Annotated in this window: 18 protein-coding genes; 13 read left to right on the plus strand and 5 right to left on the minus strand. The window is 47.0% G+C overall.

Annotated features, from left to right (window positions below; genetic code table 11):
* Nucleotides 1–489 precede the first annotated feature (489 nt).
* The 11 genes from SHD_RS19350 (at nucleotide 490) to mgtE (ending at nucleotide 8,862) form a co-directional block, all read left to right on the plus strand.
* Nucleotides 490–1,467: a KpsF/GutQ family sugar-phosphate isomerase gene (locus SHD_RS19350; RefSeq protein ID WP_023268677.1), complete on the plus strand. Its 978-nt coding sequence runs from the start codon at nucleotides 490–492 to the stop codon at nucleotides 1,465–1,467.
* Nucleotides 1,467–2,018, plus strand: coding sequence for a 3-deoxy-manno-octulosonate-8-phosphatase KdsC (gene kdsC / locus SHD_RS19355; protein ID WP_023268678.1), 552 nt, complete (start codon nucleotides 1,467–1,469; stop codon nucleotides 2,016–2,018). Before SHD_RS19350 ends, kdsC begins: the two co-directional genes overlap by 1 nt.
* Nucleotides 2,015–2,575 (plus strand): LPS export ABC transporter periplasmic protein LptC, encoded by a 561-nt coding sequence (lptC, locus tag SHD_RS19360; protein ID WP_023268679.1) that lies wholly within the window; start codon nucleotides 2,015–2,017, stop codon nucleotides 2,573–2,575. The genes kdsC and lptC overlap by 4 nt, the downstream gene beginning before the upstream one ends.
* Nucleotides 2,562–3,113: a lipopolysaccharide transport periplasmic protein LptA gene (gene lptA / locus SHD_RS19365; RefSeq protein ID WP_023268680.1), complete on the plus strand. Its 552-nt coding sequence runs from the start codon at nucleotides 2,562–2,564 to the stop codon at nucleotides 3,111–3,113. The genes lptC and lptA overlap by 14 nt, the downstream gene beginning before the upstream one ends.
* Nucleotides 3,110–3,841, plus strand: coding sequence for an LPS export ABC transporter ATP-binding protein (gene lptB / locus SHD_RS19370; protein ID WP_023268681.1), 732 nt, complete (start codon nucleotides 3,110–3,112; stop codon nucleotides 3,839–3,841). The genes lptA and lptB overlap by 4 nt, the downstream gene beginning before the upstream one ends.
* Nucleotides 3,842–3,946: 105 nt before the next feature.
* Entirely contained in the window at nucleotides 3,947–5,422 is a 1,476-nt protein-coding gene (locus SHD_RS19375; RefSeq protein WP_023268682.1) for an RNA polymerase factor sigma-54, read from the plus strand.
* A gap of 28 nt (nucleotides 5,423–5,450) precedes the next feature.
* Entirely contained in the window at nucleotides 5,451–5,738 is a 288-nt protein-coding gene (hpf, locus tag SHD_RS19380; protein WP_007650503.1) for a ribosome hibernation promoting factor, read from the plus strand.
* Between the two features lie 2 nt (nucleotides 5,739–5,740).
* A complete protein-coding gene (gene ptsN, locus SHD_RS19385; protein WP_011621469.1) occupies nucleotides 5,741–6,184 on the plus strand; it encodes a PTS IIA-like nitrogen regulatory protein PtsN in 444 nt (147 codons plus the stop codon).
* Nucleotides 6,181–7,035, plus strand: coding sequence for an RNase adapter RapZ (gene rapZ, locus SHD_RS19390; RefSeq protein WP_023268683.1), 855 nt, complete (start codon nucleotides 6,181–6,183; stop codon nucleotides 7,033–7,035). Before ptsN ends, rapZ begins: the two co-directional genes overlap by 4 nt.
* Entirely contained in the window at nucleotides 7,022–7,297 is a 276-nt protein-coding gene (locus SHD_RS19395; protein ID WP_011627201.1) for an HPr family phosphocarrier protein, read from the plus strand. Before rapZ ends, SHD_RS19395 begins: the two co-directional genes overlap by 14 nt.
* Nucleotides 7,298–7,497: 200 nt before the next feature.
* Complete coding sequence (mgtE, locus tag SHD_RS19400) at nucleotides 7,498–8,862, plus strand: magnesium transporter (RefSeq protein WP_023268684.1); 1,365 nt, start codon at nucleotides 7,498–7,500, stop codon at nucleotides 8,860–8,862.
* Between the two features lie 348 nt (nucleotides 8,863–9,210).
* Here the strand turns inward: mgtE and SHD_RS19405 are convergent, their stop codons facing one another.
* Both SHD_RS19405 and SHD_RS19410 read right to left on the minus strand, forming a co-directional pair.
* Nucleotides 9,211–10,038 (minus strand): molybdate ABC transporter substrate-binding protein, encoded by an 828-nt coding sequence (locus SHD_RS19405; protein ID WP_023268685.1) that lies wholly within the window; start codon nucleotides 10,036–10,038, stop codon nucleotides 9,211–9,213.
* A gap of 243 nt (nucleotides 10,039–10,281) precedes the next feature.
* Nucleotides 10,282–10,971 carry an OmpA family protein gene (locus SHD_RS19410; protein ID WP_023268686.1) on the minus strand — a complete coding sequence of 230 codons (690 nt, stop codon included), beginning with the start codon at nucleotides 10,969–10,971 and terminating at the stop codon, nucleotides 10,282–10,284.
* A gap of 654 nt (nucleotides 10,972–11,625) precedes the next feature.
* On the opposite strand from SHD_RS19410, the gene SHD_RS19415 reads away from it, so the two are divergent.
* Nucleotides 11,626–11,859 (plus strand): transposase, encoded by a 234-nt coding sequence (locus tag SHD_RS19415; protein ID WP_023268687.1) that lies wholly within the window; start codon nucleotides 11,626–11,628, stop codon nucleotides 11,857–11,859.
* 703 nt (nucleotides 11,860–12,562) lie between these two features.
* On the opposite strand, the gene SHD_RS19420 is transcribed toward SHD_RS19415, so the two are convergent.
* Both SHD_RS19420 and SHD_RS19425 read right to left on the minus strand, forming a co-directional pair.
* The gene (locus SHD_RS19420) at nucleotides 12,563–13,420 is read right to left on the minus strand and encodes a PA4780 family RIO1-like protein kinase (RefSeq protein ID WP_023268688.1); all 858 of its coding nucleotides are present in this window, start codon (nucleotides 13,418–13,420) and stop codon (nucleotides 12,563–12,565) included.
* Nucleotides 13,421–13,691: 271 nt separating this feature from the next.
* A complete protein-coding gene (locus tag SHD_RS19425) occupies nucleotides 13,692–13,916 on the minus strand; it encodes a hypothetical protein (protein ID WP_167330624.1) in 225 nt (74 codons plus the stop codon).
* Nucleotides 13,917–14,235: 319 nt separating this feature from the next.
* Between SHD_RS19425 and SHD_RS19430 the strand changes: the two genes are divergently transcribed.
* Entirely contained in the window at nucleotides 14,236–14,784 is a 549-nt protein-coding gene (locus tag SHD_RS19430; RefSeq protein WP_023268690.1) for a DUF2799 domain-containing protein, read from the plus strand.
* A gap of 38 nt (nucleotides 14,785–14,822) precedes the next feature.
* On the opposite strand, the gene SHD_RS19435 is transcribed toward SHD_RS19430, so the two are convergent.
* Nucleotides 14,823–15,602 (minus strand): phosphatase PAP2 family protein, encoded by a 780-nt coding sequence (locus SHD_RS19435; protein WP_023268691.1) that lies wholly within the window; start codon nucleotides 15,600–15,602, stop codon nucleotides 14,823–14,825.
* Nucleotides 15,603–15,791: the final 189 nt, after the last annotated feature.

Raw genomic sequence — 15,791 nt, forward strand, 5'->3', positions numbered from 1 at the left:
TACGTAATTGCGCTTTAACCTACAACAGAATCGACACTATCGTCCTGCGATACTTTCAATTTGCCTCATTTCCAGCGAGAATGCGCCCTAAGTTTTCGCTCTGTGAAGATAAAGTGTTACTTAATGTTTTCATCCTTGTTGATAAATCAGCAAGATTGTTTAGCTAAGGCTAATAAGTTAAGCGAAATCACACTGAACTAGGCAAGATAACTTAGTTCAAAAGACGTATTGAATGTCAAACTGGTTATCATGGCGACCATAACCATAAAAGTGGCAGCGCTAAAACAACCAAGACGATGATTTTGCTCAAGACATTCAATCGCTAAACAGGTTATTCTGCCCTATTGCCTCAAACCTGATTGGCAAGGGCAAACAATAAGACGCTACTCCGGTAAGAAGCCGTTAATTTTATCATCTTTATCGCGTACCAAATTGTGCTATTCCAATCCCAGACGGGGCGACAAAGACAATGCAAGAAGAGAGATAGACATGGTAGACCAATCACAATTGCGCCAGTGGGGCTGTAAAGTTATCGATATAGAAAAATCGGCCCTCGACAATCTATATCAATATGTCGATTCCGTTGAATTCGCCCAAGCCTGCGAGTTAATTCTCAACTGCACCGGCAAAGTGATAGTGATGGGGATGGGAAAATCCGGCCACATTGGCAATAAAATCTCAGCCACCCTCGCCAGCACAGGTACACCTGCATTTTTTGTGCATCCTGGCGAAGCCAGTCATGGTGACCTAGGTGTGCTCTCGGATAATGATATTATTCTTGCCATTTCAAACTCGGGTGAGTCGAGCGAAATCCTCGCGCTGATGCCGGTTATCCAACGTAAAGCCATCCCAGTAATTGCCATGACGGGCAAACCTGAGTCCACCATGGCACGTTTGGCCAAAATTCATTTATGCATTGAAGTACCAGAAGAAGCCTGTCCGCTCGGACTTGCGCCAACTTCCAGCACCACGGCAACCTTAGTGATGGGAGATGCGATGGCGATTGCGTTGCTGCAAGCTAAAGGCTTTACTCGAGACGATTTCGCTATGTCCCATCCGGGCGGCGCCTTAGGCCGTAAGCTACTGCTAAAAGTCAGCAACGTGATGCACAGCGGCGATGATTTACCTTTGGTAAAACACGATATCTGCATCACCGATGCCCTGTACGAGATCTCCAAAAAGGGCCTTGGCATGACCGCGGTGATCGATGAACAAAACAAACTTGTGGGTATCTTTACCGACGGCGACCTGCGCCGCGTTATCGACGCCCAAGTCAACCTGCGCACCACGCCAATTGCCGATGTGATGACGCGAAACTGTGTCACAATTACTGAAAACGTCCTAGCGGCGCAGGCGTTGCAAGTGATGGATTCCAAAAATATCAACGGCCTGATAGTGATAGATAAAGACAATCATCCTGTCGGCGCGCTCAATATGCTCGATATGGTTAAAGCGGGAGTCATTTAATGCCACAGCAAGGATTTTACGGCCCTATCAGCGACGATGTTTGGCAAAGAGCGCAAAAAATTAAACTGCTAATCTGCGACGTGGACGGAGTGTTTTCCGACGGCCGCATTTATTTGAGCAACTCAGGGGAAGAGCTCAAAGCCTTCCACACCCGCGATGGCTATGGCGTTCGTTCATTATTGACCAGTGGGTTTAATCTGGCGGTCATCACTGGCCGTCAGTCTAAAATTGTTGAAAACCGCATGACGGCTCTGGGTGTGACCCATATTTATCAGGGCGTGGATAATAAATTCGTCCCCTATGAAGAGCTGCTGTCGCTCTACAATGTTACCCCAGAAGAAGTCGCCTATATCGGTGATGATATTGTCGACCTACCGGTAATGAATGTGGTCGGCCTTGCCGTCTGTGTTGCCGATGGTCATCCCTATGTCCGTCAACACGCCCATTTTGTGACTCACTTAAATGGTGGACATGGCGCACTCAGGGAACTCACGGATCTGCTGTTGCTGAGCCAAAATAAGTTCACTTCCGCCCATGGGATGAGCATATGAGTCGTGTGACCCTCGCCATTATCGCCTTTTTTGGTACTGCGCTGGTGCTATATTGGCAAGTGCAGCAAAAACGTGGTGGCGATACGGATGAAAGCTTGAACGTCAGTGATAGACCCGATTACATTATCGAAGATCTGCGTAGTATTGAGTTTAATGAGCAAGGGCAAGTTAACAGTCGCGTCACGGCAAAGCACATGGAGCACTATGAGCTGAAAAACCAGACCGACTTTACTCAGCCTGTCTATCTTGTCTATCCCGACCAAGGTAAAGCAAAATGGCAGATCCGAGCCGACCAAGGTCGACTCAACAAAGATACCGGCAAGGTTGTATTAGAAAATAATGTTATTATCGATGCCATCAGCCCTGGTGAACCCATACAGACATTGTCCACCAGTTTTTTAGAACTCGATCTCAACACTATGATAATGACCTCTGACCGCATCATTTACGTCACAGGGAAAGATTTTAATATTCAAGGGCAAGGCCTTTATGCCGACCTTAACGCGCAGGAAGTGCAATTGACCAGTCAGGTAGTAGGAACCTATGAAGCAAAATAACATATTACTTGTCGGCCTAATGCTAATCACTAGCATGAGCGCCTTCGCCAAGGTCGGTGACTTACAGCAAGAAGTAAAAATCAAAGCCGTCAGCCAAACTGCGGACATTAAAAATAACCAGATCATTTTCTTCGGTCCGGTAGAAGTAACCCAGGGCTCGATAAAAATTAATGCAAATCAACTACGTGCGTTTTCTGCCGAAGGGGAAAACAGCAAGATTTTAGTCGCAACGGGGAATCCTGCGACTTACAGCCAAATTCTGGATGATGGACGCCCTGCTTCAGCGAGTGCCAAAGAAATTCGCTATGAAATGGCGACTCGTACCTTAACCTTAACGGGTTCAGCGACCCTAGACCAAGCGGGTAGCCAAGTCACGGGTAACCTCATCCGTTACGATATTATTCAGCAAAAACTGATCGCGGAGAGCACGGGTAGCGGTGATGATCGCGTGATTACCATTATTAAACCTGACAACTATCAGGAAGAACTCAAGAATCAGCCCGCAGACAAACCTGTGAAAAAACAGGATCCTAAATGACCCAAATTACCTTAAAAGCACAGAATCTCGCTAAGAGTTATAAGAGTCGTCAGGTTGTGAAAGATGTCAGCCTGACGGTCAAAACGGGTCAAGTCGTCGGCTTACTCGGCCCAAACGGCGCGGGTAAAACCACCACCTTTTATATGGTCGTGGGCTTAGTCAAAAGCGATAAAGGCCATATCTTTATCGATAACGATGATTTAACTGCCGATCCCATGCATCTGCGCGCTCGCAAAGGCATTGGTTACCTACCACAGGAAGCCAGTATCTTTCGTAAGCTGACCGTGCACGACAATATCATGGCGGTACTGCAAACCCGCAAAGAGCTCAATCGCGACCAGCGCGAAGAAGAGCTGGAACATCTGCTCGAAGAGTTCCATATCACCCATATTCGCGATAGCCAAGGCATGTCGTTATCGGGCGGTGAACGTCGCCGCGTCGAAATTGCCCGCGCCTTAGCGGCCAATCCTAAGTTTATTCTGCTCGATGAACCCTTCGCCGGTGTCGACCCGATTTCGGTTATCGATATCAAGAAAATCATCGAACAACTCAAGAGCCGAGGCCTTGGGGTACTGATCACAGACCACAATGTGCGTGAGACCTTAGACGTCTGTGAACATGCTTACATTGTCAGTCACGGAAACCTGATAGCCGAAGGAACTCCCGCAGAGATCTTAGACAATCAGCAAGTTAGGGCTGTGTACTTAGGTGAACAATTCAGGCTATAGTTACTAAAACAGAGCCAATTAGCCTTGAATTTTGGCTTATAAGCACCATCAATATGATAACAAGCGGCCTAAATTCAAAATAATAACGTAGGGATCAGCGGTAACATGAAAGCGTCACTCCAGCTCAAACTGGGTCAACAGTTAACCATGACGCCACAACTCCAACAGGCCATTCGTCTGTTGCAACTGTCGTCATTGGAACTGCAGCAAGAGATCCAGCAAGCCTTAGACTCTAATCCTCTTCTCGAGCTGGAAGAGGAGCAATTCGACGCGCCTAGCGAACGTAATCAAGATATCGCCGATACCGACTTTAGCGAAACGACGGCTCAGCCACAGGAACAAGACAATTCCACCGTGGACATTGCCGAGTCGCTGACCAAAGAATCCTTGCCCGAAGAACTGCCCATGGACACCACTTGGGATGAAGTCTTTACCGCATCGCCAAACTCAGGTTCAGGCGCCAGCCGTGAAGATGACATGCCCTTCCAAGGGGAAACCAGTGAAGGCCTGTACGAACATTTAGAATGGCAGAAAAACCTCACGCCCTTCTCTGAAACCGATTTAGCCATCGCCACCGCGATTATTGATGCCATCGACGATCAAGGTTATCTCACTCAAAGTACTGAAGATATCCTCGAAGCCATGGGCAATCCTGAGATAGAACTGGATGAAGTCGAAGCCGTACTCAAGCGTATTCAACACTTCGATCCCGTCGGTGTCGCCGCAAGGGATTTAAGCGAATGTCTGCTTATCCAACTCTCCCACTTTTCACCGGATACTCCACACCTCGAAAACGCCCGCATGCTGATCAAAGATCATTTAGATCTGATCGCTGCCCGCGATTTTAGGTTGTTGATGCGTAAGACCAAACTCAAAGAGGACGAGTTAAGGGACAGCATAGCGCTGATCCAAACCTTAAACCCTCGCCCAGGCTTACTCATCACTCCTGTTGATGAAGAATATGTCATCCCCGATGTGTCGGTGTCGAAGAAAAATGGCCGCTGGGTGGTCGAGTTAAATCCTGACTGCATGCCAAAAATCAATGTTAATCAGCAATATGCAGCCATGGCGCGTAGCTCAAAAAATCAAGCAGATAGCCAATTTATTCGTGGTCATTTGCAAGAAGCCAAGTGGTTTATCAAAAGCCTTGAAAGCCGTAACGAAACGCTGCTCAAGGTGGCAAACTGCATAGTGCAATATCAACAGGGTTTCTTCGAATACGGTGAAGAAGCCATGAAACCTATGGTCCTAAACGATATCGCTGAAGCGGTAGAGATGCATGAGTCCACCATTTCACGGGTGACCACACAAAAATACATGCATACCCCAAAAGGACTTTTTGAACTAAAATATTTCTTCTCAAGCCACGTCGGGACTGATGATGGCGGTGAGTGCTCATCCACGGCAATCAGAGCCTTCATTAAGAAACTGGTTGCAGCGGAAAACCAGAAAAAACCATTAAGCGACAGCAAGATGGCACAACTTCTGGCAGAACAGGGAATTAACGTTGCGCGCAGAACCATTGCGAAGTACAGAGAAGCGATGCTTATTCCCCCTTCCAATCAGCGTAAAAGTTTATAGCCTAAAGTGGAAATCGGAGGACGTTTATATGCAAATAAACCTGAGTGGACACCATATCGAGATTACTGAATCGTTACGGGCTTATGTTGAGGAAAAGTTTTCAAAACTTGAACGTCATTTCGAACAGATCAATAATGTGCACGTTGTGCTCAATGTTGAGAAAATGCAACAAATTGCCGAAGCGAGAATCAACCTCACCGGTGGTGAAGTCTTCGCGACTTCAGAGCATGCAGATATGTATGCTGCCATAGACGTCCTGATCGACAAGCTTGATCGTCAGGTTATTAAACACAAAGAGAAGTTAACAAAACACTAGCAATGGAACTTCGTACCATACTGCGGCCGGAATGCACGACCTGCGCCACTCCGGGCAGTAAGAAAAAGGTACTGGAACTTATCAGCGACTTAGCCGCTGCCCAGTACCCCACCCTCTCATCTCAAGAGATCTTCGAAAGCCTTGTGGCGCGCGAAAAGATGGGGAGCACAGGTATAGGTAACGGCATCGCCATTCCACATGGTCGATTAACCGATATAACACAACCCATAGCCATATTGGTGAAATGTGAGGAGCCGATAGCCTTTGATGCTATCGATAAACAACCTGTCGACATTTTATTTGCGCTGCTAGTGCCTGCTGACCAATGTCAACAGCACTTAAGCACTTTGTCCTGCATGGCTGAAAAGCTCAGTGACAAACAAATATTGAAGCAATTGCGCAAGACGCATGATGAAACGGAACTCTATCAGGTAATCACTGGATGAAACTGGTCATAGTGTCAGGGCGCTCAGGCTCGGGCAAATCGGTCGCACTAAGAGTGCTTGAAGATCTCGGCTACTATTGTGTCGATAATCTTCCTTTGCCGCTGATTGGCAGCTTACTCGAACAGCTAAAGGGCAGTAACGATCTCGTCGCCATCAGCGTTGACGTGCGTAACCTGCCGGAGCAAGACAAGGTACTCGTCAAACAGCTTGCCAGCCTGCCTGCGGGCACTGAACTTACTAGCTTCTTCTTAAACTCCAGCGATAAAGTGCTACTCAAACGCTACAGCGAGACTCGGCGCTTACATCCCTTATCTAAGAGCCGTGTTTCTCTGCAAGAAGCCATTAAGCTTGAAGGCAAATTGCTCGAGCCCCTGTCTCAGCAGATGGATCACTACATAGATACCTCGAATCTGAATATCTATGAACTCAGCGACCAAGTACGGCAAATCCTGCTTGGCAGTGTCGATAAGGAACTGGTGATTAACTTTGAGTCCTTCGGTTTTAAACATGGTATGCCAACCGAAGCCGACTTTATGTTTGATGTGCGCTTTTTACCCAATCCCCATTGGGAACTCGAACTGCGTCCACTAACCGGCCTAGATGAACCCGTGGCGGAATTTTTAAATCGCCAGCCACTGGTCAATAAGTTCATCTGGCAAATCGAGAATTTACTCGAGACTTGGTTGCCCCACTTAGAGCGTAATAACCGCAGCTATCTGACCATCGCCATCGGCTGTACTGGCGGTCAACACAGATCGGTTTATGTGGCCGAACAACTGGCTAAACGCTTTAGCAACGGTAAACACAAAGTGAATGCCCGCCACCGAGAGTTAAGCCATGCCAAAGCTTGAGCGCCAAGTCACCATCTGCAATAAGCTTGGTTTACATGCCCGCGCCGCGACAAAACTCGTGGTGTTGGCCTCAGAGTTTGATGCCAGCATTACGCTGATCCAAGGTGAAAAACAGGCCTCTGCCGCCAGTGTGTTAGGACTCCTTATGCTTGAAACTGGCATGGGTAAAACCATTACCCTGATTGCCGAAGGTCCGGATGCGGAGCCCGCACTCAATGCCATTTGCGCGCTTATCGACGCTAAGTTCGACGAAGCCTGTTAATCGTATCCACATCTCATCTCGATGCTCCCTGCCGTTATTCAGTACCCTGTTTGGTTTTGGTTTCAGCACCTTATACCAGTTAAACACATTTGTGACTCGACGCCCTCCCGTGCGCTCAATTACAATATACCGCTGCGCTTTGGCTTAAGTCCTCAATAGCTAAACGCCCGCCTATCCACCGTCGCCACCTTGGAGGAAACATGCCTGTAGAAGCCTCAGACAGCTTACAAGTCGAACAACGTCTCGACCAACTGAGCCATGCCCTCAATAGCGGTATGTTTGTGCATGTCAGGCAAATGCTGCAAAACATGGCGGCGTCGGATATCGCATTGATTTTAGAGTCCTCGCCCCCTAAGGCGCGGCAAGTGCTATGGCAACTTGTCGATCAAGATCAGCTCGGGGATATTCTCGATGAGCTCAGTGAAGAGCTAAAAGATCCGCTGATCAGTGCCATGAGCCCTGAGCGGGTCGCCAAGGCCACCGCCAGTATGGATACGGACGATCTCGCTTATATCCTGCGAAGCCTACCTGATGCAGTGTATAAGCAAGTATTGCAGTCCATGAGCCTGCAAAACCGCCAGCGGGTCGAGCAAGCGCTCTCCTACCCCGATGAAACCGCGGGCAGCCTAATGAACACAGATACTGTGACCTTAAGGCCCGATGTGAATATCGATGTGGTACTGCGTTATTTGCGCCAACGGGGCAACCTGCCCGACACCACGGACACCTTATACGTGGTGGATAAGCACGATCGCGTGCTCGGCGGGGTCAAACTTACGGATCTGCTCACCTGCGATCCCAATACTCATATCAGCAGCATTATCGATACCGATATCGAGAGTATTCCCGTGGGCATGTCCGACAGTGAAGTGGCGCAGCTGTTCGAGCGCCATGACTGGGTATCCGCGCCCGTGGTCGATAGCGAGGGCAAATTACTCGGGCGTATCACCATCGATGACGTGGTGGATGTTATCCGTGAGGACGCCGAGCACTCCATGATGGGGATGGCGGGGATGGACGATGATGAAGACACCTTCGCCCCTGTAGTGAAGAGTACTTTCCGCCGCTCACTCTGGCTGACGATTAACCTGTTTGCCGCCCTGCTGGCAGCCTCTGTCAGCAATATGTTTGAAGGCACAATCGAGCAATTTGCTACGATTGCGATTTTAATGACGATTGTCCCGAGCATGGGCGGGGTCGCGGGCAATCAAACCTTAGCTCTTGTTATCCGCGGGATTGCCTTGGGTCATATTGGCCAGAGCAATGCTCGCTGGCTGATAGGCAAAGAACTCGCCATTGGCTTTTTAAATGGCCTGATGTGGTCGATTTTGGTGTTTATCGCGGTATTAGTTTGGAAAGACGATATGGCGCTTGCCAGCCTGATTGGCGGCGCAATGCTCATCAATATGACAGTTGCAGGGCTAGCTGGCGCCAGTATTCCGCTGATCTTAAAGCGCTTAAAAGTGGATCCTGCGTTAGCGGGCGGCATGGTGCTCACCACAGTCACCGATGTGATTGGTCTGTTTGCCTTCCTAGGATTAGCGACCCTGTATTTAATGCACTAGGGCGTATTGACGTTTCAGGGTTATTTTTGCAGCAATGTGGCTGGCTTTTATGCAAGGCAACGTCCGTGCAGTGTAGTTATTCTACATAAACGGACGATAACGCAGCAGAAACGCCAGCCAAATGCTGCCCGAAGGGTTCGTCTGGCAAGCTCTTGCTCTGACTTTCTGTCATAAGAACCGCTCGTCATTTGAGTAGAATAACGACACATCATTCCTCGTTTCGCGAGCATGTACTTGCCAGAACGAACAAATCTAATCTCGAAACGTCAACACGCCCTAGCACTCAACCTGCTAAAACGAACAACAAAAATGGCGCCATAGGGCACCATTTTAATGAGTCAATTAGCACTATTTTTTAGGCGGCTGAAAACCATAACCCGTTAAAATCGCTTGTCCCTCAGGGGATAAAATAAACTCGGCCAGAGGTGCAGCTGCACTATTGGCATCCTTTAACACCAATAGGCCATAGTCGGCACCGACCGCTAACTCTGGCGGTAAATCGACAATCTTAAGACTTGGCACTTCTTTTTGTGCCAGCACCGCATTGGTGCAATAGGTTAAGAATACGTCTGCCTGCTTATTTTCCATCACCCAAGCATAGGGATTACGATCCTTGGGCGGTTTAGCACTATCAGGCCCACCCGTTAGCTGCAAGGCTTTGGTTTCTAATGTGGTTTTTGCATTAGCTTTTAAGGCCTCGGCTTTCGCAAACACTGCCCAAGCATAATCCCCCGCGGGATCGGCTTTTGGTGTTGACGTTCCGAGCTTTGTTTGCGGCGCGAGCAGGGTATCTAATAAATTCGCGCTAGTGAGTGGTACATCCGCTTGAGCAATGGCACAGAGCTGGTTACGGGCAAACATTTGCACCTCTTGACCCGCTCCCGCATCGACTAACGCCTGCGGGTGTTTCATATTCGCCGAAGCGAAGATATCAACCTGCTCACCCTCTTGGATCCGCTTGAGTAATAAGCCCGAAGGCGCATATTGCGCCGCGACTTTGGCGTCGGATTTCGCTTGGTAAGCGGCAATAATATCGTTCATCGCCGCCTTTAAACTGCCAGCGGCCCTGAGTTCAATTGGTGCAGTCGCCTCAGTGCTCATTGGTGCGCCTTGTGCTATTCCCCCCATCAATGTCGACCCTAAACTGATTGCTAACACTAAACCTTGTTTTGCCATGCTGTACTCTCCATTCACACAGAAATCTCCTAGTGCATACAAGACGGCAAAACCTTTAGCGGATCAAGTATTAACGCAGTCCGATAAATGCAAATCGGGGCGATTGTGGCCAAGATCACTTAAGTCTTTTAGATGAATGGACAAATTGTCCCCTAAATGTAAATTGTTCCCTAATGCAAAGAATCACCAAATGCAGAATGTAAAAAGTCGCCCGTAGGCGACTCTATATTCTCTGACGCATTATTAACCCGTAGGAGTTAACACAATTTCCACTCGGCGGTTTTGCGCGCGACCTGCGGCATTTGCATTCGATGCGATAGGACTCGCCTCACCCATGCCCTTAGATTTAACCCGAGCAGAAGCGACACCTTTACTCATCAAATAGTTACTCACTTCACTGGCACGCACTTGTGATAAACGTAGGTTGTAAGCATCTGAGCCGCTGCTGTCGGTATAACCTAATACATTCAGTTGGGTCTTGCTGTATTCCTTGGCCACCAGCGCCACTGAGTTCAATACGCGCTTAGCGCCATCGCTCAGCTCAGTTTGGTCGACACCAAAGGTCACTTCGTTTGGCATATTGAGAATAATATTGTCACCGTTGCGGGTTACACTCACGCCTGTTGAAGCTAGTTGTTGACGCAGTTTGGTTTCTTGCACATCCATGTAATAGCCAATCCCACCACCTACGGCGGCACCAGAGGCTGCACCAATTAAAGCACCTTTACCGCGGTCACTCTTACTTGATGACGCAACCCCAACAGCCGCTCCGGCAACCGCACCAATTAAGGCGCCAGTCGTCGCTTTCGCCGTTTGTTGTTCGTTGGTATAGGGATTGACAGTCGTACAGCCCGAAGCAATCAGGGCACTGGTAACCACGACAATCGCCAGCTTTGACGCCGGCAGAGATTTAATCAGAGAAGGCTTCATCATTTATGACCTCATAACATGATTGATGATGGTATTTGCCCGCCAAAAGGCAAAGGGCGTGGCAAGTCGCCAAAAGACACCATAAAAACCGCAGTATATAAACATTCTCTGTTGAGACAATCTTTAATCGCTTTATCGCTCAGTTTATGACTGATTCAATCGAAAGCAACACTAAACAGAAACATCTCAAGCTCATCTGCATAACATTTAGAGTAAAAGCACTGAAATAGTGCAAGCTGCACCGTTTCTGACATGGCTTTGAAAAAACACCGTTTGAAACATTTAAATAAGATTATGATTTTAAATGAAAATGTAAATTTCAAAAAATTGGCACAGTTCTTACATACTAATAAATAGGTAGAAGAGCAAAGGCGCTCAAGCGCAATTCACTCCACACCTTAAGTAAGCTGTTCAACATCAATGGACGTTAATCTAAATGCCCCTAATGAGGCATATTAATCGAAGCACAATCCCAAACGGATTGAGGAGGAAGAGATGAAACATCTGATGAAACTCATTAGTCATTGTCACCATGAATGGTTGTCCCTGCGCCACCTAGGACATAGCCAGTGGGATATAGAGCAGCGCCACTAATCAACAAGGAAAACACCAAAAGAACTAGCAAATAGACTGAACATTGAGTAAGAGGGACAGCCCATGGGAATCGCCAATCATAGTCTTAAACCTGACGTTATTTTTGAAGTGAAAGTTAAAGGCAGATTACTCTCTGACGTTGCTCGCCAGTATGGACTTTCTGCTAAGTCGGTTTACCAATGGGTAAGGGAAAGTGAGCAGCAGCCACAGCAGCGTGAATGCGCGTTAATGAGTGAAATCGCTCAGCTCCAAAAACGCATTAAGCAGCTTAATAATGAATTACGCACTATAGGTTGAGCTAACAACTTCTAGTGCAGTTATCGACAAGGCCGGACTCCAATTCATACAGGCTTGAGGTCTGCAAGCGGTATGATAGATGTGCTAAAAATAAAAATAACAGCGCCCTTTTATGTCCGGCCTTGTCATCCAATTAATTGAATTAGCGTAAAAGTTTAGACAGAGTCGGATGGGTATCTATTATCGCTCCCCAACGACCTAAGATATAAATCGTACACATAACAATAATAACTGTGCTGTTTACTATCCGACTCTGTCAACTCTCTCCCCGTAGGCGAAATCAAGGGAGAAAACGATAGGTTTTGGCAAGGCTTAAGAGGGAGTTGTCTCCCCCAAAGATCAAATATGTGAATTGTGCTCCCCCAAGTCACGAACATATTACCCTCTTGGGTCTTGTCCTTTTATTCATGGATCAATGAGGATCCAGCGCTAAGATAGCGCGCCACGGATGGCTTAAACACTTAAGGTTTCGGCAAGGCTCAAGGGAGTAATCTCCCCCAAAGATTTAATATGTTGATGATGTTCTGTGCTCCATCAACATATTTATCCCTTTGGTCTTGTCCTTTTATTCAGAGGTTCAATGCAAGGAGGGGGAAGGATCCCCATGCCAAGGATGGTAATACCAGATACTAAAATCTGTGTATTAATAAGTTGAACAATAAAACAGGCGCTTAAAAAGCGCCTGTTTTATTAAATAGATAAACTAATAGCCTTCATTAGCTTCTTGAAGTCGCAGCTTACGTTCCTGGGCCTCATCGTATGCGGCTTGGATTTCATCTAATACAGCATTCACATCGGCATCGACTAATACTTCGGTGAATTTGCCCGTTAATTGCGTATCAGGCTTTAATTGACCCGCCTCAAACAACGCCCACATTTCTTTGGCATATTGGGTCTTAAGTAGCTCAGGGGCATACTGGCCATAGTATTGCGTCATGTTATTTACATCACGCTCAAGCATCCATTTCGCATGATTGTTAGCTGCGGCATCAACGGCTTGGGGCAAATCGATAATCACCGGGCCATTCGCATCTACTAGGACATTAAACTCGGATAAGTCTCCATGGACTAAACCAGCGCAAAGCATGCGTTTAACATAGGTCATCACTAACCCATGGTCGTGTATGGCTTGCTCAGCACTAAAGCTCACATCATTCAGACGGGGCGCGACATGACCTTCGCTGTCAGTCACTAGTTCCATTAGCAATACGCCATCGAAACAACCAAATGGCGTAGGCACTCTGACACCTGCATGGGCTAAACGAAACAGCGCATCGACCTCGGCACTCTGCCAAGCTTCTTCCATCTGTTCACGGCCGAATTTGGAGCCTTTCTCCATCGCCCTAGCACGACGGCTATTACGGACTTTACGTCCCTCTTGGTAAACTACAGCTTGCTTAAAACTGCGTTTTTCCGCTTCCTTATATACCTTGGCGCAGCGAATATCCTCACCACAGCGTACCACGTACACTGTAGCCTCTTTACCGCTCATTAATTGACTGATGACTTCGTCAACCAGTCCTTCATCAACCAGTGGTTGGATTCGTTTAGGAGTTTTCATACCGACCTTATACCTTAGTTAGGCGTAAGATGGAATGCGCCGGGCAAATCTTCATATAAAAGCAGCCTTATAAAGAGGATAGATAAAAATATACCGTTAAAGATACCTGACTTCAGTAAAAACTAAAGCACCACAACTAGGAACACAATAGCAAAACTTAGCAGGATTTAAAGTCAGTAAAGCTGCTGAAAAATATCCCCAATTGCCTGTACCTTACCTTAATGAGCGTTTCAAATAACTTATTAGGCAAGAGACTGAAATCCAATGTGATTTATACGAAGAGTGCAATCACGCTGCCAACGGTTGCAGCGGCTTTCAACAATTGTCCCGCCTTAAAGTAACCTTGACTACTATCCTGGTGTGAACTTTTGGATTCACAAAAAGTGTCATGGGCGTTTGGCTCAGCCAAACCTAGTGCACCATGGGCGAAAGATTGCAGGGCACCGACCTTAGTTGAGGCATTGGTATCGCTGGACGCTGGGGAGTCTGTCGCCATTTTCAGTTCTGCTTTCACCTCTTTAGATGACAAAAAAGTGGCCGCAGAGTGTGGCACAGGTGTTTTTGTCGCTAAGAGCGATCTATCTGATGGAGGGAGCGAAGCCAACATATGGATTTCCGACACAGGAGATTTATGAGTAAAACTAACATTAACTCAATGCGTTAGCATCATGATATCAAGCAAGTTGTGACTCAGATAGAAAAGCCAGCCCGCGTATTGTGCAAGATAACCGTATTGCTGGCGAAATATAGCACTAGCTCTCCTATGCCCTAAGCTTTATGCTGAGGCCACTTTGACGACAGTTTTAGAAAATCACATGCGTTATCTTAATTTTGCTTTGGCACTTACCGCGCTCTCTCTTACCCAATGTACTAGCCTCTCACTCGAAGAATGTCGTGATAACGACTGGTATGCCACGGGTTTAGCCGACGGTAATAGAGGCGTAACGGCAACTCAACTCAATCAATATCAGCAGGACTGCCGGGAGTTTAACCTAAGAGTCGATGCGGCACAGTGGCAGCAGGGATATCAGCAAGGGCTCATCAGCTACTGTTTGCCCGAAAATGGCTACCGTGTAGGCTTAGCAGGCGAAAGTTACTATGGCGTTTGTAGCAACAATCAGTTTGTTGAGCGTTATAACCAAGGACATGAGCAATATCTGGTGAATAAGCGTCTGGCTGAAATTGCCGATCGCTTAAATGCCATCGATAGCGAGATTAGTAGCATCAACAACAAGCTAAACAATCTCACCGATAAAGCAGAGCTACTGAAGCAAAAGAACATCTTATTGAACGAGAAAAACCATCTCCTCGACGAGAGACGCAGACTACGTCAAGAGGATATTCGCTTTGAATTTAGGTTTTAATCGTTAAAAACATAGGTCAAAGAATAATAAGCCATCCACTATTTAGGGATGGCTTTATTGCACACTTTAGCATTGATAAAGTTGATTTTATTGGTGACTTTAACCTTTTTTACCTTAGGTACGCGAAGAAAAAAAACATAGTAAAGTAAGCTTGCTGACGTCCAAGCAATCGCCAAACTCCATAGATCATGGCTCAAGAAGTGAGCGCCGCGAAGCTCCTGCGCAAAACCAAATACCGCGCCCAAGGTTATACCAAAGATAAGCCCTGCGTAGGCATATTTTGGGCGATACTCTTTCAACCAATAATAACTAGCAATCCAAGCAAAGCCGCCGCTAGAATGCCCGCCAGGGAAACACTGACCAAACTCGGCGCCCTCTGGCAAACGAGCAAATAGGGATGAGTGCATCATACGACCACCAAACTCAATCACATCCCATGGACAGGTCATATGAGTCAAGCTTTTGCCAATTCGAACTAACACAACACTCGCTAGTACACTGCAAAACAGATAAATAAAGCCTTTACGATATGGACGCAGTTTATCGAGACGAAAACTTAAGCCAATACAGCTTACAACAACCACCGCGAGCAAAATAACCAGATTTCGCCCAGTGACATGCAGCAGATCCTCTGTCAACCAATGGCCACGCAAAGGCCAAGAATCGACACCACCCTGCCAGTGAAATAAAAAGTTAGCGAAACGCATGTCGGCATGGGTTAGTTCGAGCCAAAAAATAATCACCGCAAACACTAACCAAGGTACCAGCAAATGTCCCTTTGCAAAGCTTAAAAATGTCGTCCTAACATTGCTTTTCATATTGTGATGCACTTAGTTGTCCACTACTCAGCTATACCCGCCCTCAGAGTACTGGCTAATTCTTATCAAAAACTTAAGAAATCCATGGGAATATACAACATATATTTTACATATCAAAACACTTCAGGCTGTGATTAACACCCCACATAGAGATAAAAAGACTATAGTCAATAAATAGTATCGAGCTTT

The sequence above is a fragment of the Shewanella decolorationis S12 genome, assembly GCF_000485795.1.
Classification (GTDB): Bacteria; Pseudomonadota; Gammaproteobacteria; order Enterobacterales; family Shewanellaceae; genus Shewanella; species Shewanella decolorationis.

What these genes read in the sequence shown, in the direction of transcription:
- hpf (WP_007650503.1), top strand. Translation starts at nt 5,451, where the DNA reads ATGCAAATAAACCTGAGTGGACACCATATCGAGATTACTGAATCGTTA.
- SHD_RS19420 (WP_023268688.1), bottom strand. Translation starts at nt 13,420, where the DNA reads ATGAAAACTCCTAAACGAATCCAACCACTGGTTGATGAAGGACTGGTT.
- mgtE (WP_023268684.1), top strand. Translation starts at nt 7,498, where the DNA reads ATGCCTGTAGAAGCCTCAGACAGCTTACAAGTCGAACAACGTCTCGAC.
- SHD_RS19405 (WP_023268685.1), bottom strand. Translation starts at nt 10,038, where the DNA reads ATGGCAAAACAAGGTTTAGTGTTAGCAATCAGTTTAGGGTCGACATTG.
- SHD_RS19425 (WP_167330624.1), bottom strand. Translation starts at nt 13,916, where the DNA reads ATGGCGACAGACTCCCCAGCGTCCAGCGATACCAATGCCTCAACTAAG.
- SHD_RS19375 (WP_023268682.1), top strand. Translation starts at nt 3,947, where the DNA reads ATGAAAGCGTCACTCCAGCTCAAACTGGGTCAACAGTTAACCATGACG.
- lptB (WP_023268681.1), top strand. Translation starts at nt 3,110, where the DNA reads ATGACCCAAATTACCTTAAAAGCACAGAATCTCGCTAAGAGTTATAAG.
- SHD_RS19410 (WP_023268686.1), bottom strand. Translation starts at nt 10,971, where the DNA reads ATGATGAAGCCTTCTCTGATTAAATCTCTGCCGGCGTCAAAGCTGGCG.
- SHD_RS19435 (WP_023268691.1), bottom strand. Translation starts at nt 15,602, where the DNA reads ATGAAAAGCAATGTTAGGACGACATTTTTAAGCTTTGCAAAGGGACAT.
- SHD_RS19430 (WP_023268690.1), top strand. Translation starts at nt 14,236, where the DNA reads ATGCGTTATCTTAATTTTGCTTTGGCACTTACCGCGCTCTCTCTTACC.
- lptA (WP_023268680.1), top strand. Translation starts at nt 2,562, where the DNA reads ATGAAGCAAAATAACATATTACTTGTCGGCCTAATGCTAATCACTAGC.
- SHD_RS19350 (WP_023268677.1), top strand. Translation starts at nt 490, where the DNA reads ATGGTAGACCAATCACAATTGCGCCAGTGGGGCTGTAAAGTTATCGAT.
- SHD_RS19415 (WP_023268687.1), top strand. Translation starts at nt 11,626, where the DNA reads ATGGGAATCGCCAATCATAGTCTTAAACCTGACGTTATTTTTGAAGTG.
- lptC (WP_023268679.1), top strand. Translation starts at nt 2,015, where the DNA reads ATGAGTCGTGTGACCCTCGCCATTATCGCCTTTTTTGGTACTGCGCTG.
- kdsC (WP_023268678.1), top strand. Translation starts at nt 1,467, where the DNA reads ATGCCACAGCAAGGATTTTACGGCCCTATCAGCGACGATGTTTGGCAA.
- ptsN (WP_011621469.1), top strand. Translation starts at nt 5,741, where the DNA reads ATGGAACTTCGTACCATACTGCGGCCGGAATGCACGACCTGCGCCACT.
- rapZ (WP_023268683.1), top strand. Translation starts at nt 6,181, where the DNA reads ATGAAACTGGTCATAGTGTCAGGGCGCTCAGGCTCGGGCAAATCGGTC.
- SHD_RS19395 (WP_011627201.1), top strand. Translation starts at nt 7,022, where the DNA reads ATGCCAAAGCTTGAGCGCCAAGTCACCATCTGCAATAAGCTTGGTTTA.